Genomic DNA, 22,049 nt, shown 5'->3' with positions numbered 1-22,049 from the left:
ACGATGTTTTATTTAATAACTGGCGAGGACTGGATGAAAAAGTATGCCCTGGTAGGAACCGGCGGACGTGCCGGGTTATATATCGAAGCCATTAGCGGTAAATGGAAAGATAACGCGCAACTGGTCGCATTTTGCGACACCAACCAGACGCGAATGAATTATGCCAATACGCTTTTGAGTCAGGCGGGTGCCGCTCCGGCATCAACCTGGAAAGCGGCAGATTTCGACACCATGATTCATGAAACACGCCCGGATATTGTCATCGTCACCACCATGGACCGCACGCACGACGAGTACATTGTGCGGGCGCTGCATGCCGGTTGCGACGTGATTACCGAAAAACCGATGACCATTGATGAAAAGCGTGCGCTGCGCATTCTCGATGCCATTGAAGAAACCGGTCGTCAGGTGCGTGTCGCCTTTAATTACCGTTACGCACCCCATCACAGCAAAATCCGTGAATTGCTAATGAACGACACCATTGGCGAGGTGTTTTCAGTGCATTTCGAATGGCTGCTCAATACCGAGCACGGCGCGGATTACTTCCGTCGCTGGCACCGCGAGAAACGCAACAGCGGCGGCCTGCTGGTACATAAATCCACTCACCATTTCGACCTGATGAACTTCTGGTTAGACAGTTATCCGGAACGCGTTTATGCGGAAGGTGGGCTGCGTTTTTATGGCAAAGAGAATGCGCAGATGCGATGCGTCTCGCAGTTTTACCCACGCGCGCACGGTTTCGATGCCGCAAAAGATGACCCGTTCGCGTTGCACATGGAAGAGAACGAACAGCTCAAAGCGCTGTATCTGGATGCGGAACACGAAGATAACTATTACCGCGATCAGAGCGTTTTTAGCGACGGCATCACTATCGAAGACACGCTATCGGTGCTGGTGAAATACCAAAACCAGGTGCAGATGACTTACTCGCTAAATGCGTATTTGCCGTGGGAAGGGCTGAATGTGGTGTTCAACGGCAGTCGTGGGCGGCTTGAAATGAAACTGGTGGAGATGTCGTATGTGAATGCCGGTGGCGATCGCGAAAACGAAGGTAGCCTCGAAAGCTGCGATATCACCGTGTTCCCGATGTTTGCCGCGCCGTATAAAGCCGATTTCAATATTGGTGCAGGCGGCCATGGCGGAGGCGATAACGCGATGCTGGCTGATTTATTTGGCGAGCCGGGCAACGACCCGCTGAAGCGAGCCGCCGATCACCGCGCCGGAGCGATGTCGATTCTGACCGGAATCGCCGGGAATATTTCGATGCAGCAGCAGCGTCCGGTGCAGTTTAAGGAGTTTGAACTGGTGTCGCGGTTAAAAAAGTAATCAAAACATGAGCCAACCCACCAATGGCGCAATCAACACCATGACGACGCCGGAAAACATCATCACCAGACTGGCGACCACACCTTCCTGCGGGCCTAGCTCGTAGGAACGTGCGGTGCCTGCGCCGTGCGAAGCGGCACCAAAACCCGCGCCTTTTGCCATTCCTTCACGGATAGCGAGGCGCAAGAACAGCACATCGCCCACTGCCATGCCAAATACCCCCGTCACGACGACAAATAACGCCACCAGCTCCGGCTGCCCACCGAGCGGTTTGGCCGCGGCGAGCGCAAATGGCGTGGTAATAGAACGCACCGCCAGGCTGCGCTGAATTTCATCTGATAAGGTAAACAAACGTGCCAGCCAAACCGAGCTGGTGACTGCCACCACCGTCGCCGTGATAACCCCTGCGGAGAGTGACATCCAGTGGCGCTTAATTACATTCAGGTTGTCATACACCGGTACCGCAAAGGCGATGGTCGCCGGGCCAAGTAACCACAGCAGCCAGTGCGCTTCACCCATATAATTTTGATAAGAGATATGACCAAAAATCAGTATCGCCACAAGCAAAATCGGCGTTAACACCAAAGGCATTAACGGCAATTTGCGAAAGCGGCGATAGAGTTTTTTATTGGCAAAATACAGGCCAAGCGTGACAACCAGGCAGAGAATACTTAACTGGAAATTACTCACCACTCGCCTGCCTGCGGGCAATACGCGCCAGTTCGTAACGGTAGACTTTATCCACTACCAGGGCGGTGGTGCTCAGTACCAGCAAGGTACTAATGGCGATAACCAGGAAGATACGCCAGCCATCGACCATCAGTAATTCGGCGTAATTTACCACCGCAACCACGGCTGGCACGAAGAACAGCAGCATCTCTGCCAGTAACCAGCGGGAACCGGCTCGCACCCATTTCAACGGCACCACGCGGCAAACAATCAGCGCCAGTAACAGCAGCATTCCGACCAGGTTTGCAGGCAGCGGCAAATGCCACCAGTCAACCAGCTGTTGGGCGAAAATAAACAACCCTGCATATAACGCGACTTGCACCGGCACCTGAATGCGGCGAAAAAGAACAGGCGTAAAACCACGTAACGCCACGGCCATGAGAGTGGCACTCCAAAGAAATGTGAGGTAGCGATTATAGTTAGCTCACTTCAATGATAGAAATGAATTAAAATTATCAAAGGTATAGTCAACAGGAATAGTTATGGACATCCGGACGCTGCGTTATTTTGTTGAAGTGGTTCGCCAGCAAAGTTTTACTCGCGCTGCCCAGAAGATGTTCGTGACTCAGCCGACCATCAGCAAGATGCTGCGCAATCTCGAAGATGAACTGGGTTGTACGTTACTGATTCGTGATGGCCGCAAGCTCTTGATGACGGATACTGGCGAAGTGGTTTATCAGCGCGGTTTGGCGATCCTGGCGGAGTTTCGTCAGTTAGAAGCCGAACTTGGCGATATTAACCATCTGAACAAAGGCGTGCTGCGCCTCGGTATTCCGCCCATGGTGGGAATGTTGATGGCCGGGCCGATTAGCCTGTATCGCCAGCGCTACCCCGGCGTCGAGCTGAAGATTTCCGAATTTGGCGGTTTGACGGTGCAACAAGCCGTGCTCAATGGCGAGCTGGATTTAGCCATGACCGCACTTCCCGTTGATGACGAACACACGTTCTCCTCGCTCCCTCTGCTGCACAATCCCTTGTGCGTTCTGGTTCCGCGTTCCGGCCCGTGGATGAAGCGCGAAAGTATCGACCCGATAGAACTCGCCGCACATCCCCTGCTTATCTATAACGAAGATTTCGCCCTGAGCCGCCAGCTCATTCAGTTGTTCCACGAACACGGTTTTACACCGCGCATTGCGGTGCGCAGCGGGCAATGGGATTTCCTCGCTGCGATGGTGCAGGCAGGCGTGGGGATCGCCATCTTGCCGGAAACTATTTGCCAGAAGCTGGATAAAAACACGCTGATGTGGCTGCCGTTAAATAGCGATTTAACCTGGCAACTGGCAATGATTTGGCGTGAAGGAGTTTATATTTCCCAGAGTGCACAGGCGTGGATTGCGTGCTGTAAGGAGTTTTGGCCGGTAGTGGATTAGTTTGCCCTCACCCCGACCCTCTCCCCCAGGAGAGGGAGAGGAATCGCCGCTTACTGCTGCTCGACCAGCAACGCTTCGAGCAAATCGAGATCGTGCAGCAGTTTCATCAGCGTTTCGTTGCTGATTTTCTGCGTGGCGCGTAAATGGTACAGCTCGGCGCGTTCGGAACGTAATGCCGCCAGGCGGAAGCGTCGCTCAAGATTTTCTTCCAGCTCGCTGCTTTCCACATCGTTACGCCCGTCAGCCCGGCGGCGCAAGTTCCCGATAACCCGCGAACTCACCTCTTTTAGCAGCTGATCGTCGATGTTTTCATTCACATCGGCTTGCAGACGCTCTTCCATTTTCTCAATGGCGGTAATCGCGACTTCTGCCGTGGCGGCCCTGGCGATACGTTCTTCCTGGCGTGCCATTGATTTATCGGGAACTTCCACGTTACGTAATAAAATCGGCAGCATGATAACGCCCACAAATAACGAGAACAGAATCACCCCCGCCGCGAGGAAGATAAGCTCGTAACGCGCCGGGAATGGCGTACCGTCGCCCAACAGCAGCGGAATCGAGAGCACACCCGCAAGCGTAATCGCCCCTCGCACACCGGCAAATGACGCAATGCAAAGCTCGCGAGTTGAGTAGCTGCCGAACTCCAGCGGGCGCTTTTTCATAAAGCGCAGGCTGATGCGTTTCATGGTCCACAGCCATAAGAAACGCACGCCGATCAGCGCGAAATAGATTAGCCCGACATCAACAAACAGCATCCATAATTCAACGTTCGGATCGGCATTCGCAGCCGCGACAGAGGTTTTCAGGATCCCCGGAAATTGCAGGCCCAGCATCAGGAAAACCATGCCGTTGAACACGAATTCGAGCATCGCCCAGACGCTGTTCGCACGCAGGCGCATCGCCAGTGGTGCGCTGCGTAACACGCCGGAACGGGTAATCGTCATACCTGCCGCAACGGCGGCCAGGATACCGGAAACGCCGATATGTTCGGCAATCAGATAAGAAGCAAATGGCAACAACAGCAACAGCAGGATTTGCGTGGCCGGTTCGTCGCCGCTCCAGCGGCTCATCAGGCGCAGTGATTTACCATACAGCCAGCTCACGGCAATCCCCGCCAACAGGCCGCCAATCGCCACTTTGAAGAATTCAACGGTTGCGCCACCGACGGTAAACACCATCGTGCCGACGGCCACCGCGACCGCCATTTTCAGCGATACCAGGCCGGATGCGTCGTTCATTAACGCTTCGCCCTGCAAAATGCCCATGATTTTCTTCGGTATGCGCCCTTCTCCGACAATGCCGGAAAGTGCCACGGCATCGGTCGGCGAGAGCACCGCCGCCAGCGCAAACGCAGGAATGAGCGGAATGCCCGGCACCAGGAAGTAAATCAGGAAGCCAATACCGACCACCGTGACCAGCACCAGAACCAGCGCAAGGCCGATAATTTCCCGCCCATGGTTGAGGAATTCGTGCGTCGGCGTTTTCCAGCCATCGGCAAATAGCAGCGGCGGAATAAACAGCACCAGGAACAGTTCCGGGTTGAAATCGACGTGTAATCCAAAGTGCGGCCAGGCGAGCAGTGCACCAATCGCAATTTGCATTAACGGGAGCGGGATCTGGAATGGCAGCATGCGTGTAGCCACACCAGAGAGCGAAACCACAAGGGTCATGATGAGAATAGTAAAGAAGATTTCCATGCTTTCCTTAGTCGCGGTGTTTTGTGAAACCCTTTTTGCAGGATGTTGTTATACCCAATAGTAAAACAACTTTTTACCCCCGTCATACTTCAAGTTGCAGGTGCGTTGACTGCATCCGCGCGCCCCAGTCACATAGTTATCTATGCTCCTGGGGACTTGCGGTCTTGTCGCCTTTCTGCAACTCGAATTATTTAGGGGTTCACCGGAAGGAAACAGGAAAAGATTTGAGGTGTTTTTGGGAGGATTTGCAGGGCGGGAAAGTTTGAACTCCCCCACCCGAATTACTGGTGGATGACGCTTACGCTTATCCACCCTACAAGGGCTGCATTACGTAGGTCGGATAAACGATAGCGTCATCCGACATAACGATAGCTTAAATGGCCCAGCCGCCTGCGTAGAAGGCTACAAGCGCGATCGCAATCACCACCGTTCCGATGTTCAGCTTACGCCACTCACCCGATACGATGCGGCCAATCACCAGGGAGGCGAAACCAATCATGATGCCGGTAACGATGTTACAGGTCAGCACAATGAACACCGCAGTGATCAGGCCCGCCATAGCATCAACGAAATCAGCGAAGTCGATTTTTGCTACGTTGCTCAACATCAGTAAGCCCACATACATCAGCGCCGGAGCGGTGGCATAAGCAGGAACCAGATAAGAGAGCGGAGAAAGGAACAGGATCAGCAGGAACAATACGCCAACGGTGATTGCCGTCAGGCCAGTTTTACCGCCCGCCGCCGTACCTGCCGCAGATTCGATGTAAACCGCCGCCGGAGCCGCACCCACCAGGCCCGAGAATACGGAGCTGAGGGAGTCGGTGGTCAGCGCTTTGCCGCCATCAATGATTTGGCCGTCTTTATCCAGCAGATTTGCCTGGCCCGCAACGGCGCGAATGGTGCCGGTTGCATCGAATACCGCTGTCATGACCAACGCCAGAACGCTTGGCAACACCACTGGGTTCAGCGCGCCCATGATATCCAGGCTACCAATCAGCGAATTACCCGCTTCGTCTTTCAGCGAAGGCATAGCGAAGATGCCGGAGAAATGCACTGTCGGATCGAAAATCAGGCCGAAAATAGAAATCCCGATGATGGTCAGCAGAATGCCGCCAGGGACTTTCAGTTTTTCCAGACCGATGATTACCGCCAGGCCAATCAAAGACATAATGACCGGGAAGCTGGCGAAATGGCCAAGCGCAACAGGCAAGCCGTCCAGTGGGTTTTTGATAACCAAACCGACACCGTTTGCTGCAATCAGCAGCAGGAACAGGCCGATACCGATACCGGTGCCATGCGCAACACCCATCGGTAAGTTACGCAAAATCCAGCTACGAATACCGGTTGCGGAGATAATGGTGAACAGCACACCCATCAGGAACACGGCGCCTAACGCAACCGGAACGCTGATGTGTTGGCCGAGCACCAGGCTGAATGCGGTGAACGCCGTCAGTGAAATAGCGCAACCAATGGCCAGCGGCAGATTCGCCCACAAGCCCATCAGCAGAGAGCCAACACCGGCGACCAGACAAGTTGCCACAAAGACCGCCGCAGGAGGGAAACCTGCTTTACCGAGCATGCCCGGTACCACGATCACGGAGTACACCATCGCGAGGAAGGTCGTTAAACCCGCAACAACTTCCTGGCGAACGGTGCTGCCACGTGCAGATATTTTGAACCAGGCGTCGATGCCGCTGGTTGCACGCGGAGAATGATTAGACATAGTGAAAAATCCCCTGAGATTTTTATGATTAAGTCGGTATGCGTGGCGGAATCCGCTTCTAATTAAACGTTCATATTCTAAAAAACGACGAATAAATCCCTGTGCTGCGTTTGCGACAAAAAAGGGCGTCACAAAAAAAGCAAACGTTTAACTCCGCGCATACAAACTGTGCGTCAAAATTAAGGCAAACGATTATCCGGCCTTCTTACATGGATTTTCAACCGAACTTTGCCGCTTTTTGCCGAAAAATGCGTTAGCCGGTCAAAATATCGCCACCTCATGCGCAAACGTTATCGTCGATGCGCAATTTAGCAACAATGATGCAAGATACGGGTAATACATTTTCCTGGCTCATAGGATTTTTCAATATCCAAAACTAATATCCTAAATCATTCGATTCGCATTGCGGCGGCAAGAGAAAGAGTCCCAATGAGCTGACATAAGTCAGTGATTTGGGCGAGTGAGCGCAGCCAACAAAAAGGCGAATTGAAGAATGACGGATATTATGGGATTTCGAAAGGCCCACCCTGCTGAACGGCCCTCTGCCAGGCGGGGCGCATTTGCACCTGGTTATACCAATTCTGCAAATTCGGCAGGTCGTTTATGCCACCGCGAGACAGCAAAGCGATAACCGGGAAACTCATTTGAATATCCGCCGCACTTATCGCTTGCCCGGCAAACCAGGGCGTTTTTTGCAGACAATCTTCGAGGTAACGCGCATGCGTCAAAATCTGTTTGTTCAGATATGCCTTTTGCACGCCCTGCCCCAAAACATTGCCGACCGGACGTAACAACCACGGTACAGGTGCTTTGCCCAGGCTACCAAAGACCAGTTTCATCATCAGCAAGGGCATCAACGATCCTTCGGCGTAATGCAGCCAGAATCGATAACGCAGTTTGTCCTCGCAGGAAATCGGCTTGAGGCGGCTTTCGGGGTCATAGGTTTCTTGCAGATATTCGATGATTGCCCCGGATTCCACGAGGATATTGCCGTTATCTTCCACCACCGGCGATTTCCCTAGCGGGTGCACGGCTTTTAATGACTCTGGTGCGAGCATCGTGGGTTCGCGCTGATAACGAACAATCTGGTACGGCACCTGAAGCTCTTCTAGCATCCATAATATGCGCTGCGAGCGGGAGTTATTGAGATGATGAACGGTAAGCATGAGTTAACCTTCTGTTTAGCAAGATGAGTTAACTATAGGAAACGTTGCGCAATGTGGCGCATTAGAATTGTTCAAAAAACATGCAAATTCACCTTGAAACCTGACGATGCCTGGCTACACTTAAATTGTCAGTGCAATCCGGAACCTCCTGAGAATGTGTGATTGAGGGACGCTGATGTCGGGGGAAACCCTCCTTGCGAAAAGCGGGATAGATCGAAAGACAAAGACCGGGTAATAAACTAAAGCGCCGAAGTTGGGCGCTTTAGTTTTGCCTGCGATTCACCTTAATCATCTTCTAAAAGACGTGCGCCAGTCCCCTCTTCACCCAGTTTATCGCCAGGATTTCGCAGCGGGCAGTCGGCACCCGATAAACAACCGCAGCCGATGCAGCCATCAAGTTCGTCACGCAACGCAGTCAGCATGTTGATGCGCCGATCAAGTTCTTCACGCCATTGCGACGACATCTTTTTCCAGTCGTTTTTATTGATTTTATGGCCGTCCGGCAGCACGCCAAACTCTTCACCAATGGTCGCCAACGGAATGCCGATTCGCTGGGCAATTTTAATAATGGCGACGTTTCGCAGCACATCACGCGTATAACGCCGCTGGTTTCCGCTATTTCGTCTGCTTTTGATCAGACCCTTGCTTTCATAGAAGTGCAAAGCGGAAACAGCCACGCCGCTGCGCTTTGCCACTTCTCCAGGACTGAGTAACGGTTTAAAGCGCGGTGTTTTCTTTTCCATAATCCTCTTTACCTCAAGTTAACTTGAGGAATTATACTCGCTGCCAACAAAACCTGCTAACGAACACACAGGCTTGAGGATGACTTATGGCACACCAGGACATTATTCAAACTTTGACTGAATGGATTGACGATCACATTGATCAACCGCTGAACATTGACGTTGTGGCAAAAAAATCAGGCTATTCAAAATGGTACCTTCAACGAATGTTCCGTACCGTTAAGCGCCAGACGTTAGGTGAATACATTCGCCAGCGCCGTCTGCTGATGGCAGCGAAAGAGCTGCGAAATACCCAGCGCCCCATTTTTGATATCGCGATGGACTACGGTTACGTTTCTCAGCAAACATTTTCCCGCGTTTTCCGCCGTGAGTTTGACCGCACACCGACTGATTATCGTCACCACGCCTGACGGTATTTGCCGCAGTATTGTTGCCTGAACATTCGAGAAATGGGTCAGAAAATGCGCCACAGAACTGGCGATTAAAAGAACAAATGTGATATAGTTCACAAATCCTGTGAGACAGGATTCTTCTTACATTTTTTGTACCCACTTATTCCCCTGACGGTCCTGAGTTGTCATTGCTGCGCCTTATGTCGCGCATAACCGTTTAGCGTAATGAGTTATGTGATTAAGGAACAATTTTCATGGCGGCAATTACTACCAGCGTTTTATTAATGCGCTGGCCTTTAGTCAGTGCGGTTCTGATGTTTTTAGCCAGCACGTTGAATATCCAGTTTCGCAAATCCGACTACACGTTTTTTGCTATCGTCAGCAGCATGCTGGGGATTGCCTCTGCGTTGTGGTTTGCGACCGGCTTATTGGGGCTGGAGTGGGCCGATTTCCCGGTCATCTGGGCGTCGTTCAAAGACATTATGATTGAGATCTCAAGTCACGCGCCACCTGAATGGCCGATGGTGCTGACCTGATTGGTCAGCCAGAAATGTGAAAGGCCTCTGTTATATACGAGGCCTTTTTTGTTTTTGTCGATCAGCGTTTTGCGTCGCGCGCATTCACCGTGCTTTGCCTGAATACCAATTCCGCTTTAGCTCTGCTACCTGGCGGTTCATCATGCCGGGCGAGTTTTTCCAGCATCAACTGGCAGGCTTCTTGCGCAAGATGCTTCTCGTTTTGGCGCATCGCCCAAATATTATTCGCAAGGAAACTGAGCATAATATTGTCATCGAAGGTGCCAATGTTTATCTCGTGCGGAATATAGCCGTATCGCTCGCGCAATACCCCCAGTGCACCTTGTAAAATTGGCAACGACGACGCAATAAAATGCTGCGGCCAGTGGTGATGGGTATCAATATAATCCACCATCATTTTTTCACCGTCGCTTAGCTGGTTATGCCCGGCGCTGCTGATGTGCTCGGGCATAATTTTGACGCCATGCTGTTTCATCGCGGCACGAAAACCGGTCAGTCGGTCAACGATTGACGGTGAATTCGGGTCGCCCACGAAGAACTGAATCGGCGCGTGAGTATGGTCCAGCATCGCGTCCGTCAGCCGAAACCCGCTATCCACGTTATCCGTCACCACGCAACACGCCCCTTCAACGCCAAAATCCCTGTCAAGAAACACCAGCGGTTTCTGGCAGTTTTTCAGGTAATGCGCCTGGCTTGTTGCGTTGGTCGAGACGACAAAAATCCCATCAACGTTGCGATTCTCCAGCGATTTCACTAACAAATTTTCATACGCCGTATCGTTGTTGGTGCAGCTAATCATTAACTGATAACCCTGCTCACGACAGCGTGCTTCCAGTAATTCGGCCAATGCAGAAAAGAAGGGGTTAGACAGGCGCGGGATCACCAGGCCAAAGGTGTCCGTCTTATTAAGCTTTAAACTCCGCGCAGCAAGATTGATGGTATAGCTATGTTTTTTAACGTAACTATTGATTCTTTCCTGGGTCTTTTCGCTAATGCGATATTTCTGCGCATTGCCATTCAACACGGCTCGCACCGTGGTGATTGAAACGCCAAGATCCGTGGCGATTTGCTCAATTGTCTTTGCCAATCTGACTCTTCCTTAGCTGGGTTGTTTACGCCATAAGGCTTTTAAACGCGGGCCAAAAATCGGTAACAACAGCGTCAGTATTGCGATACCTAAAAACACTGCGCAGACCGGGCGCGTGAGGAATATCATCGGGTCGCCTTCGGAGATAACCAGCGTGCGGCGGAAATTCGACTCGGCCATCGGCCCAAGAATAATACCGATAACAATTGGCGACATCGAAAAATCCAGCTTAATCAGGATATACGCCGCAAGCCCTGCGCCCATCATGACAAACACATCGGTCATATCATGGTTAACGGAATATGCCCCAACCGAGCACAGCACAAAGATAATCGGCACCAGTACGCGGCGCGGCACGCTCATCACTTTGGCAAATAAGCGCATCCCCATAAAGCCCATGATGCCCATAAAGATATTCGCCGCAAACAAACCGATGAAAATGGAATTGACTTCAACTGGATGATCCGTGAATAACTGCGGGCCGAGCGCCAGCCCCTGCACCATAAACGCGCCCATGATAATTGCCGTCGCGCCATCGCCTGGAATACCGAGTGTCATGAGTGGAACCATTGCGCCACCGGCCACAGAGTTTGCACCCGCTTCTGGCGCTGAAACGCCTTCCGGTGAGCCGTGCCCAAATTCTTCCGGGTGTTTTGACCAGCGCTTGGCTTCGTTGTAAGCAATAAACGAGGCGATATCGCCGCCAGTCCCAGGAATTGCGCCGATACCCGTACCGATCACCGACGAGCGAATATAGGTTGGCATCACGCGTTTAATATCAGACCAGGTGGGCAGAATGCGGTCAATTTTACTTTTGGTCTGTCGAACAATTCCCGCCAGCTTTTCGCGGTGATCCTCTTCAAGGCTTAATAAACCCTGAGAGAAAGCAAACAGGCCAACCAGCACGGGAATAAAGGAAATGCCGCCCATCAGGTAAATTGAATCAAAGGTAAAACGCATGCCGCTGGTCATCGGGTCCAGACCAATGGTGGCAATAAATAAGCCCAGTACACCACCAATTAAACCTTTAATAACCGACTGCGACGACACGCTGGTAATAATGCTAATACCGAAAATGGCGAGAGCAAAATATTCTGCGGATGAAAATCCAGTCGCCACTTTTGCCAGCAGCGGCGCAATTAAAACCAGTGCAATGGTACTGAAGACGCCACCGAACATTGATGCCAGCGTGGATAAACCCAGCGCGCGTCCCGCTTCGCCACGTTTTGCCATCGGATAGCCATCAAGCACCGTTGCCGCAGAAGCAGGCGTGCCTGGCGTGCTGATTAATATCGCCGTAATTGAACCGCCATATACCGCACCGCAATAAACCCCCAGCAGCATCAGGATGCCGGTCATTCCCTGGAAGGAATACGTCAGCGGCAGCAGCAGGGCGATACCCATATTCACCGTTAAACCCGGTAGCGCACCAATGATGATCCCCGCCAGAACGCCAAGCAAAATCATGCCGGTCGTTTCTAAGCTAAAGACAATCATCAGGGCATCAAGAATTTCGTTCATCTTAGCCTCTTAGAATGACTCGGAAAATATGGATTCCGGCAGCGGTGAATTAAAGACAACTTCAAATGAGACATATATACACAGCACAATCAGCGCGGTAGTAATGGCTAAAAATAGCGGACGCCGCTCACCCATTACCCACATAATTGCGGGAATCAAAATTACCGATGAAGCAATAAATCCGGCATAACAAAGGGCCACCGCGTATATCACCATCAGAACCGTGACACCATAGGCTTTACGCACCGGATAAGAGCTAAGATCGGCTTTTTCGCCATCTGTAGTGCCACGCTGCAAATAAATACTTATCCACTGGATAACGCCTAAGCCAATAAATAACCAGGCCAGGGTATAGGGCCAGAAACGCTCACCTAATATGCCGTTTTCATCAAACATCGGCATATTGCGCGAGAGGAAGATAATCGCTATCCCCAATACCAGAGAGAACATCCCAACAAAAAAATTCTGCGTTCGCATTGTCGAATCTCCCTCCTGCCGGCATTTACCGACAGGAGATGGGTGATATTTTTATCGATTATTTTTTCTTGGTTTCGGCGATCAGTTTGCCGTACAGCTCATGGTCGTCTTTCATCATTTCGTAGGCATCATCACCGGTAATCACGACCGGCATAATGCCTTGTTTCTTCAGTGCTTCCTGGTATGCCGGGGTTTTCACCACTTCGGTAAACGTATCAACCAGTTGTTTCTTGATGTTGTCGTCCACTTTTGCGGTGGTCGCCAGAACCGCCCAGGCGCGCATTTTTACGTTCACATCCAGATTCAGCGCTTCTTTAAATGTCGGGACATCCGGGAATAACGGGAAGCGTTTTTCATCCATCACACCGAGCACTTTTAAAATACCGGCATCGACCTGAGATTTAACTGAACCCGGTGTGGTTAACACCGCATCAATGTGCTCGCCCACTAATGCGGCGATGGAAGGACCGGTGCCTTCGTTATAAGGAATACGGTTGAATTTCGTGCCAGTAATTTTCTCAATGTTGATGGTCGCGAGATCGTAAATGGCGCCCATGCCGGAGTTACCCACTTTAATTTTCCCTGGGTTCGCTTTCGCGGCATCAATAAATTCTTGCAGCGTGTTGTATGGCGATTTGGCATTTACCACTACCGCAACGGGGTCAGCGATGGTAGTGACGATGGGGGTGAAATCTTTATACGTTACCGGTGATTTCCCCTGGTGCGGGAACATCGCCAGCTCAACGGTCGTCATCACCAGTTTATAACCGTCCGGACGCGCTTTTGCGACTTCCAGCAGGCCCGTAATTCCGTTGCCCGCAGGCTTGTTGACAGGAACCATCATGGTGCCGGACGGCATTCTGTCACGTGCAAATTCAATGACGGTACGCGCGGAAGTATCCGTGCCGCCACCTGGGTTTTTAGGGATAACGACATCAATGTTCTTTTTCGGGTAGGTCAGAGTTTGTTCGGCATGAACGGCACCAAACGGTAGCAACATCAATAAGGCACATAACAGGTTCTTTTTCATAGGGTCTCCACTGTTTTTATTTGTTGTGTGTAATTGTCTGATAAACGATGTTTGTACGGTTAAAAGTCCAGGTCAGATGTAAAACCTCCCCCTCGGCAATAATGGCTGGATAGGAAAACTCACCTTTGCTGTGTTCTAAAGCCCAGGGTTGCGACCACGTTGCGCCATTATCCTGCGATTCCAGTAAAGCAATCGGATAACGGCGACCCCAGTTTCCTTCGATGGGATTACATGCCAGAACCAGCGTTCCACAGCTGAGTCTCACCACATCAATTCCACTGTTATTATTAGGAAGCGCTGTGGCATAGGCCGCGCACCAGCTACGACCATAATCAACAGAATCAGTACGATAGATCTTTCCACGCGTGCTGCGTAGTAACGCATGAATATTCCCCGTTTGGGATTCCCACAACGTGGGCTGAATCACACCATCCCAGGCAAACACTTGCTTTAAATTGCACTCCCACAGCGCATTATCTTTAAGCCCCTGCCAGGTGTTTTCGTCCGCGCCTTGCCCCGGTGACTGGTGCTCAAAAGGCATATCGACTTTGTACCAGGACTGCCCGCAGTCCGCAGAAACATCGACAAACGCATCCCAGTGCTGGTCATTTTCCGTTGAACCTGGCGCTAACCACTCGCCGTTACTCATCACCAGAATTTTATTTTTCACCGGTCCGCGTGGCTGTGTATCGCCGTTTATGAGTGAGTGCGGCGCGCTCCAGCTCAGGCCACCATCGTGCGAAACCGCCACGCGCGTCGTCCAGGTGTGGACGTCCGGCCCCACTTTATAGAAAAGCCAGACCGCGCCTTGCTGGTAGTGAAGCACCGGATTCCAATGCGCCAGACCCGGCTCCGCCATGATGCGCTGCGCGGGGTGCCATTCACCGTTTTCAGAGCGCGACAGCCAGATGGCGGTGTCGCCACTGCCTTCTTTTGTTCCGGCAAAAAAAGCCACCAGCACGGAATTATGCTCCGGCAACGCCACCAGCGTAGAGGCATGGCATTGGGCAAAATCCGTTTGCGTTTCGGACAGTAAAAACTGGCGGCTTTGCTGAGTAAACGGCATCGGTTATCTCCTTATATCGCCAGCGTTTTCTGAATATCGCGCCCCAACTGCACCATGCTGTCGATAGCCTGTGGGAAGAAGGTTTCACGATAGCCCTGGCTGCTGCGAACCCGGCAGGTATGAGTTGAGAAATTACCAATTTGCTGCTGGAAAGATTTCGCACAAACCGGGTAATCCAGGTTTTCTGCCAGCGCCGCCGTAGAGAGGTAATCCGCCAGGCGTTGGGCCTTTTCTGGCTGTGTCTGGAAGTTTTCGTACAGCCAGACATACAGCTCAGGATGGAAGTTCGCCATCACGCCGCTGTAGGCCTGGCAACCTTCTTGCAGCGATGAAAGCAGCGTCTGACTATTCGCGTTTGCCAGATGCAGGCGGCTACCTTTGGTTAATGCCAGGCGGCGCTTGATCATCGGCAAGCTGCAACAAGTGTCTTTGATAAAGGTGTAGCGACCGCTTTGCGCACACCACGCCACGGTTTCTTCACTCAACAAACGCTTATAAGGGAACGGACATTCGTAAATACCGAGATCGACATGCTTTGGCACATCTAAAGTCAGGCGCTGCAGATTTTCCAGCGCCAGTGCGTCGTTTTCTCCGGCCAATGCCAGGCGGTTACTGATGAGAATCACCGCGTCCACGCCGGTATCAGACATCTTAATCAACTGCTCACGCTGGTGATTGAAGGCGTTGGCGGTATGGCCGGAAGCCACCACCGGCACGCGGCCTTTCACGCACTTCACGACGAATTTCACCAGTTCGAGAGATTCTTCGTCGCTTAAAAAGAACATTTCACTCGACTGGCAATCGGCGAATAAGCCATGCACGCCAGCCGACAGATACCACTCGATTAAGCGTTCCAGCGATGTCCAGTCGATCTCTTTTTGTTCGGTAAATGGCGTTAACATCACCGGCCAGATACCACGGTATTTTTGCTCGTTCATCCACTCGTCCTCTTACAACAACCGAATTGCGTCACCGGCAACGTGAACCCGAATACCCTGGGTCAGCGACTGAGCAACGAAGGCCTGCAAAACCGTTTGCAGTTCATTTTCTGGAACATACGCCACCGTCAGGTGGTTACTTTGATGGCCTGCCATCAGGTCGTCGCGCCCAACACCATCCAACACGGCGTTAAGCAAAGGCCATTCGTAGCAGGTCGCACGGCGACGGCGTTCGAACTCGTCGGCCGGTAATTCCACCGCATGCCCGGTGCCAATATGCATGATGACGTCAGTCCCTTCGTAGTGCGCACGCGCCCAGATAAAGCGCCCGGCTTTGCCCTGGCCGCTAATGGTGGAGCCGCCATAAGGGAAGTACATCGCTGGCTGGCGATAACCTGTCGCCCCGGCAATTCCCCCTTTCAGGTGTTCGAACGGTACGGCGCCAGAAATTTCCAGATCCCAGTAAAATGTATCCTGATAAACGCTGCCCCAGCGGATGTCGTGCAGCGTAGTTTCGGCAGGTAAGGAGAAGGAGGTCAGCAAGCGCCACAGCATGGTTTGCGGGATGGCGGTACCCATATCCACTTCGTTGATACACGGGATCGGCTGGCCTTCGTTGATGATATTTCCCTGCTCGTCCGGGATAGGGAAACGCTCGGTTGAGCCAATCGCACCTTCGGCAAAATCAGAAGCCGCGCAGCTATCTTTCAGGCCTTGCTGGTATTGTACGCCCACCGCAGAGAGACCAAAACGCTGCACAAATCGCGCCATCGCAATCATCATGGCGCACTGCTCTTTAACTTGTTCGCGGGTCAGTTCTTCGCGGCTGTTTTCACCAAACTGGAATTTCATGCCGCGTTCCTGATACCAGGCCAGGCACGTTTCACGCAGGTCATCAGGCACTTTTGCCATTTCCACCAGCAGCGCCGATTGCGAAAGGGATTCGATTGGCATGCCGATATTCACCATCGCCTGCTGCGGGAATACGCCGTTAATCATCCCCATACAGAAGGTGTCGAACAGGCCGAGGATCTCTTTGTTTTTCAGGATAAATTCACCGGCATTTCGCCCCATTGCCCCGGCTTGCGTCGCCATCACCGGGTGGGTCGGTGCTATCTCTTGCAGGTAGCCGGTAGAGTGCTGCAAAGAACCATAGCGCAACCAGGTTTGCAGGCCATTGACGAACAGGTCGTCATCAAAATTTTCTGACCACAAACGCGAGTACGATTTCCCGAGGCTGGTCAGCGATCCCGCCAGACAGAGCATGCCCACCAGACCGGGCCACGTGCCGTCAAAGTTTGCCAGTAGCAAAACCGGCCCTTTGTGATGAACCAACGAAGGTGCAACGTGATGAGAATATTGCCAGGCGGTCAGCAGCACTATCACCGGCGCGTTTTCGTCAATTTGAGCGAACAGCGAGCTGCCCTGGCGCTGGCTGCTGATAAACCCGTGGCCACGTTCTTCATCTATCGGATGAGCGCGCTTCATGCTGTAACCCAGCGAACTCAGGGCATCGTGCAATTTCGCTTCGTATTTTTGTTGTACCGGCCAGCAGGCGAGGTTCGCTGATTCGCGTAAATCTGCATTGGTCACCATCAGGATTTCATTGTTACCCGCAGTGATTTTTTGCGACACAGAAGGCAGAGTTTGTGTAAGCACTTTCTTTTTCCTTTTATGTAATTAAGGGGCCACGAGGGTTTGCTGCATCACAGCCTGATAGCGCTGCTGGTCCTGGTACATTTGCAGGTAAACCTGATATTTCGCGTCGTGGAATGCACGGTGTACAGCGTCGGGCTCAATGGTTTTATCGCGCCTGACCATGGCACCAGCCGCCGTTGAAAAACTGCTGAATGCCTTGCAGGCAACAGCGCCATTAAGTGCCGCCCCAAGCGTAACGGCATCTTCTTCTTCAACCAGATGGATGGCGCGCCCGGTGACGTTGGCGTATTCGCGCAGCCAGAGCGGATTTTTAGTCGCGCCGCCGCACAGGGTTATCGAGTCAATGCGCTGGCCGTTGTGTTCCATGGTGTCGATGATGTGGCGCGTGCCGTAAGCAATGGCTTGCAGCGTGGCGAGGTATAGGCGCGCAAGCTGAGGCTGGCCTTTTTCGAGCGTCAGCCCGGCGATCATGCCACGGGCGTTAGCGTCGGATCGTGGTGAGCGGTTGCCGTGGTGGTCCGCCAAAATATGGAGTTGGCTGGTAGGGTATTTTTCGCAGGATTCGAGTTGCGCGACCCATTGGTTCAGGATTTGGTAAACGCTACAGCCCAGCGCGTCGGCTTCATTTTTTAATGCAGGCCAGGCGTCGCTTTGCATCAATGCCCAGTCCACCAGCGCCCCGGCAGCACTTTGACCGCCTTCGTTGAGCCACCAGCCTGGGTACATCGCGGCAAAATAAGGTCCCCAAACGCCAGGCACCGATTTCGCCTCTTTGCTGACAATCATGTGGCAATTCGAGGTGCCGCTGATAATCGCAAGATTAGCTTCAGGAGCCGCCGCGACTAATGCCAGGCCGCCCGCGTGGGCGTCAATCAAACCGCTGGCGACAACGACATCAGGCGTTAAGCCTAACTGCGCGGCCACATCAGTGCGTAGAGTGCCCACTGGCTGCCCCACTTGAATAATGCTCGGTGGGATTTTATTCACCAAATCCGCTAATTCGACGGACTCCAGCAAACTCTGGCTAAACCGTTCTTCATGCGCCAGATAGTTCCATTTGCATGTCAGCGTACAAACGCCTGCCGCATCCACACCCGTGGCACGCCATACCAGGTAATCGGCTAAGTCGAAGAACCGCCAGATGGAGGCATAACGCTCAGGAAAATGGTTTTTCAGCCACAGGATTTTAGGCAATTCCATCTCAATGCTGACCTGTCCACCGACGTATTGCAGCGCGGAATCATTCGTGGCGTTGATACGTTGAGTTTCTTCGCCTGCACGGTGATCCATCCACATCACGATGTCGTGGTCAGCATCACCTTCCTCGCCTACCGCCACCGGCTGCCCGCGTTCGCCCACCGCCACCAGTGAACATGTCGCGTCAAATCCAATCGAGACCACTTGCTGTGGTTGCACACCGGCAAGGCTTATTGCCTCGCGCACCGTGGTGCACACCTGCTGCCAGATATCACTGGAGGATTGTTCGACTCGGTTAGTCTGGTAGTGAAACTGCTGGATGGGACGAACAGAAAATGCCAGGCGGGTGCCTTCCATCGTGTAAATTCCGGCTCTGACACTTGCGGAACCCACATCAACGCCAACAAATAATTTCGTCATTTTTGTGCTCTCATCGGCTACTGCGTCGAGAAAGCATATTGGTTAAGTGAATAGTTAAACACAACTGCTCACTGTTTAATTTGTGATCAGCTCGACAAGCTGGAAGGAGTTTCAAATGAAGATTAAAGGTTAAGATGTTGTTTTTGAATTGTTTAATGACGTACGATTTTTAGACTATTTTTTAGCGCGCAACAGAGCGGCTGAAGAAAAGCACCAGGCCAGTTTGCGCCTGGTGCGGTACTGAAATTACGTCCCGGAATAGATGTCGAAACTAAAGTATTTAGAGGCGAGCTTTTTATACGTGCCATCCGCAATAATCTGGCTTATCGCGCCATTTAGCGCTTCGCGTAATTGCGCATCATCTTTACGCAGACCAATCGCCGCGCCCGCCCCAAATAATTCCGGGTCCTGTAATGCTTTGCCGACCATAGCAAAATCTTTGCCCTGCGGTTTGTTCAGGAAGCTATATTCCGCCATCACCCCGGAAAGCACTGCCGCGTCGATGCGTCCGGACTCTAAATCCTGCACCACTAAATCAGCCCCCTGATAAGCCACCACGTTAACCCCGGCACTGCGCCAGTTTTTATTCGCGTAAGTTTCCTGGGCAGAGCCTTGCTCAACGCCGATGGTTTTACCTTTCAGCTGATCAATTTCCGGTTTGATGGGATTATTTTTATGTGCGACTAAAAAGACCGGGCCGTTATATATTTTATCGGTAAAGGCGATTTGTTCTTTGCGTTTTTCCGTCATGTACATGCCGGAAAGAATGGCATCAAACTTTCTGGCTTGCAGCGCGGGAATAATGGCATCAAAGTTATTTTCTACCCATACACATTTAGCCTGAAGTTTTTCACAAATAGCATTACCTAAATCAATATCAAACCCGACGACTTTCCCCGCGGTATCTTTTGACTCAAAGGGAGCGAATGTAGGATCGACGCCAAAGCGTATTTCTTTAATATTATTTGCAAATACCGAGCTTGTCGCCAGCAGAGCAATTAATGGCAGAATATATTTTTTCATGTTAGCTCCTGGATATTAACGACAGTAAGTTTGTACTAAACGGGAAAAGAATGAGGCGCCGGTGGAAATAATCGCATCGTTAAAGTCATAACCCGGGTTATGTACCATGCAGCCGCCTTTTTCCCCTTTTTCGCCATTGCCTAATAAGAAATAACTGCCCGGTCTTTCTTGCAGCATAAAGGCAAAATCTTCGCTGCCGGTGGATGGAAGCACCGTATCGAGCACCGCATCTTTACCAAAAAACTCGACAGCCAGCTCACGGGCAAAGGCCGTTTGTTCATCGTCGTTAATCAAGACGGGATAGGAGTCGTAAACTTCCACGTCGCAGCTGGCACCAAAGCTTTTCGCCGTGAAGTCGGCTAACTCTTCAATTCTTTTTATCAGCAGGTCGCGAATTTCTGGTTTCATGGCGCGCACGGTTAATTCCATTACCGCGCTGTCGGGAATTACGTTGGAGGCAATGCCCGACTGGAAGGTTCCAACGGTAACAATGGCGGTTTCGCCTGGTGTGACATTGCGGGAGACAATGGTTTGCAATGCGGTGATTAGCGCCGCGCCCGTCACGATGGGGTCAACGGTACGTTGCGGATAAGCACCATGGCCGCCATAGCCTTTGATGGTGATTTTTACGGTGTCTGCCGAGGCCATAAAGTTGCCTGAGTAGAAACCTAGTTTTCCGGTCGGCAAGCCTGGCATATTGTGCAGGGCAAAGACACGGTCGCATGGGAAACGCTCGAACAATCCCTCTTTAATCATTAAGTCCGCGCCGCCAATGGCTTCTTCGGCTGGCTGGAAAATGAGATGGACTGTGCCGTTAAATTCGCAGGATTCGGAAGCAATATATTTTGCAGCCGCCAATAAAATAGTGGTGTGCCCGTCGTGGCCGCAGGCGTGCATTTTCCCGGCCACGGTGCTGGCCCAGGGTAAATTCGTTTCTTCAAAAATAGGGAGTGCGTCCATATCAGCCCGCAGACCAATAGATTTATTCGAATCCCCTTTTTTCAAAGAACCCACAACCCCAGTAGTGCCAATTCCTCGCGTGACTTTATATCCCCAGGATTCAAGTTGTTTTGCCACTAAATCGCTGGTTTTAAACTCTTCAAGACTTAATTCTGGGTTTGCATGCAGATAATGACGTATTGCAATCATCTCATCTTCTGATGCTTTTATTTCTGGAATTACGAAATCCGTCATGCTGCTCTCCGGTGGAGTTATCAGTGTTGTGTTTGCATAAACAACTTAGCTTGATAACATTTTAATGCAAGCAGGAATACTTATGACGCGGAGCAATACATTCGGATTATTAATAGTTAATTTAATCTGGCCGGATAAAAAAACCCGCGGATATTATCAATATCCGCGGGCCTTATAATGCACTCAGTCTAACGAATGATCTTAGAATGGAATATCGTCATCGAAGTCCATTGGTGGTTCATTGTTAGATGGCGCTGGAGCGCTCTGCTGCGGACGAGATTGCGCGCCGCCGCTGAACTGGTTGCCACCCTGCTGTGGTTGCTGAGGCTGACCCCAACTACCTTGCTGCTGGCCTGGCGCGCCACCGCCGGCAGGAGCACCGCCCGCTGCACGGCCGCCCAACATTTGCATGGTGCCACCCACGTTAACCACGACTTCGGTAGTGTATTTTTCAACGCCAGCCTGGTCGGTCCATTTACGCGTCTGCAATGCGCCTTCGATATAAACCTGGGAGCCTTTACGCAGGTATTCGCCTGCAACTTCTGCCAGTTTTCCGAACAGCACAACACGGTGCCATTCAGTTTTTTCTTTAGTTTCGCCGGTTTGCTTATCGCGCCAGGACTCTGACGTGGCCAGAGTAATGTTGGCAACTGCGCCACCATTTGGCATGTAGCGTACTTCCGGGTCTTGACCCAGATTCCCGACGAGAATCACCTTGTTTACGCCTCTGCTGGCCATGATCGTGTCTCCTGAAA

At 51.8% G+C, this 22,049-nt stretch carries 21 protein-coding genes; 4 read left to right on the top strand and 17 right to left on the bottom strand.

Annotated elements, in window-relative coordinates; genetic code table 11:
* Positions 1-33: 33 nt before the first annotated feature.
* Positions 34-1,326 (top strand): Gfo/Idh/MocA family protein, encoded by a 1,293-nt coding sequence (locus GBAG_RS00865; protein WP_034492479.1) that lies wholly within the window; start codon positions 34-36, stop codon positions 1,324-1,326.
* Here GBAG_RS00865 and GBAG_RS00860 read toward each other — a convergent pair whose 3' ends face one another.
* Positions 1,327-2,016 carry an LrgB family protein gene (locus GBAG_RS00860; RefSeq protein ID WP_034492641.1) on the bottom strand — a complete coding sequence of 230 codons (690 nt, stop codon included), beginning with the start codon at positions 2,014-2,016 and terminating at the stop codon, positions 1,327-1,329.
* The gene (locus GBAG_RS00855; protein WP_034492476.1) at positions 2,009-2,434 is read right to left on the bottom strand and encodes a CidA/LrgA family protein; all 426 of its coding nucleotides are present in this window, start codon (positions 2,432-2,434) and stop codon (positions 2,009-2,011) included. Before GBAG_RS00855 ends, GBAG_RS00860 begins: the two co-directional genes overlap by 8 nt.
* 103 nt (positions 2,435-2,537) lie before the next feature.
* Between GBAG_RS00855 and GBAG_RS00850 the strand changes: the two genes are divergently transcribed.
* Positions 2,538-3,425 (top strand): LysR family transcriptional regulator, encoded by an 888-nt coding sequence (locus tag GBAG_RS00850; RefSeq protein WP_034492474.1) that lies wholly within the window; start codon positions 2,538-2,540, stop codon positions 3,423-3,425.
* 50 nt (positions 3,426-3,475) lie between these two features.
* On the opposite strand, the gene GBAG_RS00845 is transcribed toward GBAG_RS00850, so the two are convergent.
* The 4 genes from GBAG_RS00845 to soxR all read right to left on the bottom strand — a co-directional run bounded on the left by GBAG_RS00845 (position 3,476) and on the right by soxR (position 8,754).
* Positions 3,476-5,122, bottom strand: a complete 1,647-nt coding sequence (locus GBAG_RS00845; protein ID WP_034492472.1) for a Na+/H+ antiporter — start codon at positions 5,120-5,122, stop codon at positions 3,476-3,478.
* Between the two features lie 373 nt (positions 5,123-5,495).
* A complete protein-coding gene (locus tag GBAG_RS00840; RefSeq protein ID WP_034492470.1) occupies positions 5,496-6,845 on the bottom strand; it encodes an NCS2 family permease in 1,350 nt (449 codons plus the stop codon).
* A gap of 503 nt (positions 6,846-7,348) precedes the next feature.
* On the bottom strand, positions 7,349-8,011 hold the full coding sequence (locus GBAG_RS00835) for a glutathione S-transferase family protein (RefSeq protein ID WP_034492467.1): 663 nt from the start codon (positions 8,009-8,011) through the stop codon (positions 7,349-7,351).
* Between the two features lie 284 nt (positions 8,012-8,295).
* Positions 8,296-8,754, bottom strand: a complete 459-nt coding sequence (gene soxR / locus GBAG_RS00830; protein ID WP_034492464.1) for a redox-sensitive transcriptional activator SoxR — start codon at positions 8,752-8,754, stop codon at positions 8,296-8,298.
* A gap of 86 nt (positions 8,755-8,840) precedes the next feature.
* On the opposite strand from soxR, the gene soxS reads away from it, so the two are divergent.
* The gene (gene soxS, locus GBAG_RS00825) at positions 8,841-9,164 is read left to right on the top strand and encodes a superoxide response transcriptional regulator SoxS (RefSeq protein WP_034492462.1); all 324 of its coding nucleotides are present in this window, start codon (positions 8,841-8,843) and stop codon (positions 9,162-9,164) included.
* A 236-nt stretch (positions 9,165-9,400) separates the two neighbouring features.
* Positions 9,401-9,682: a YjcB family protein gene (locus GBAG_RS00820; RefSeq protein ID WP_034492460.1), complete on the top strand. Its 282-nt coding sequence runs from the start codon at positions 9,401-9,403 to the stop codon at positions 9,680-9,682.
* Positions 9,683-9,743: 61 nt separating this feature from the next.
* Here GBAG_RS00820 and GBAG_RS00815 read toward each other — a convergent pair whose 3' ends face one another.
* The 11 genes from GBAG_RS00815 to ssb1 form a co-directional block, all read right to left on the bottom strand.
* Complete coding sequence (locus GBAG_RS00815; RefSeq protein ID WP_051873605.1) at positions 9,744-10,769, bottom strand: LacI family DNA-binding transcriptional regulator; 1,026 nt, start codon at positions 10,767-10,769, stop codon at positions 9,744-9,746.
* Between the two features lie 12 nt (positions 10,770-10,781).
* Positions 10,782-12,290: a tripartite tricarboxylate transporter permease gene (locus GBAG_RS00810; RefSeq protein ID WP_034492458.1), complete on the bottom strand. Its 1,509-nt coding sequence runs from the start codon at positions 12,288-12,290 to the stop codon at positions 10,782-10,784.
* Positions 12,291-12,299: 9 nt separating this feature from the next.
* Entirely contained in the window at positions 12,300-12,767 is a 468-nt protein-coding gene (locus GBAG_RS00805; RefSeq protein ID WP_034492456.1) for a tripartite tricarboxylate transporter TctB family protein, read from the bottom strand.
* A 58-nt stretch (positions 12,768-12,825) separates the two neighbouring features.
* Positions 12,826-13,797: a tripartite tricarboxylate transporter substrate binding protein gene (locus GBAG_RS00800; RefSeq protein ID WP_034492453.1), complete on the bottom strand. Its 972-nt coding sequence runs from the start codon at positions 13,795-13,797 to the stop codon at positions 12,826-12,828.
* Positions 13,798-13,813: 16 nt separating this feature from the next.
* Positions 13,814-14,863 carry a sialidase family protein gene (locus GBAG_RS00795; RefSeq protein WP_034492450.1) on the bottom strand — a complete coding sequence of 350 codons (1,050 nt, stop codon included), beginning with the start codon at positions 14,861-14,863 and terminating at the stop codon, positions 13,814-13,816.
* An 11-nt stretch (positions 14,864-14,874) separates the two neighbouring features.
* Positions 14,875-15,801, bottom strand: coding sequence for a dihydrodipicolinate synthase family protein (locus tag GBAG_RS00790; RefSeq protein ID WP_034492447.1), 927 nt, complete (start codon positions 15,799-15,801; stop codon positions 14,875-14,877).
* Positions 15,802-15,813: 12 nt separating this feature from the next.
* Entirely contained in the window at positions 15,814-17,460 is a 1,647-nt protein-coding gene (locus tag GBAG_RS00785; protein ID WP_034492444.1) for a signal transduction protein, read from the bottom strand.
* A 21-nt stretch (positions 17,461-17,481) separates the two neighbouring features.
* A complete protein-coding gene (locus GBAG_RS00780; protein WP_034492442.1) occupies positions 17,482-19,077 on the bottom strand; it encodes an FGGY-family carbohydrate kinase in 1,596 nt (531 codons plus the stop codon).
* 246 nt (positions 19,078-19,323) lie between these two features.
* Positions 19,324-20,100, bottom strand: coding sequence for an ABC transporter substrate-binding protein (locus GBAG_RS00775; RefSeq protein WP_034492438.1), 777 nt, complete (start codon positions 20,098-20,100; stop codon positions 19,324-19,326).
* A gap of 15 nt (positions 20,101-20,115) precedes the next feature.
* A complete protein-coding gene (locus GBAG_RS00770) occupies positions 20,116-21,294 on the bottom strand; it encodes a M20 aminoacylase family protein (RefSeq protein ID WP_034492435.1) in 1,179 nt (392 codons plus the stop codon).
* 201 nt (positions 21,295-21,495) lie between these two features.
* A complete protein-coding gene (gene ssb1, locus GBAG_RS00765) occupies positions 21,496-22,032 on the bottom strand; it encodes a single-stranded DNA-binding protein SSB1 (protein ID WP_034492433.1) in 537 nt (178 codons plus the stop codon).
* Positions 22,033-22,049: the final 17 nt, after the last annotated feature.

Origin of the sequence: Buttiauxella agrestis ATCC 33320, from assembly GCF_000735355.1 — a bacterium.
In the GTDB taxonomy this organism is placed as follows: domain Bacteria; phylum Pseudomonadota; class Gammaproteobacteria; order Enterobacterales; family Enterobacteriaceae; genus Buttiauxella; species Buttiauxella agrestis.
Note: the sequence above shows the minus strand (reverse complement) of the source record. Positions and strands in the feature narration are given on the sequence as shown.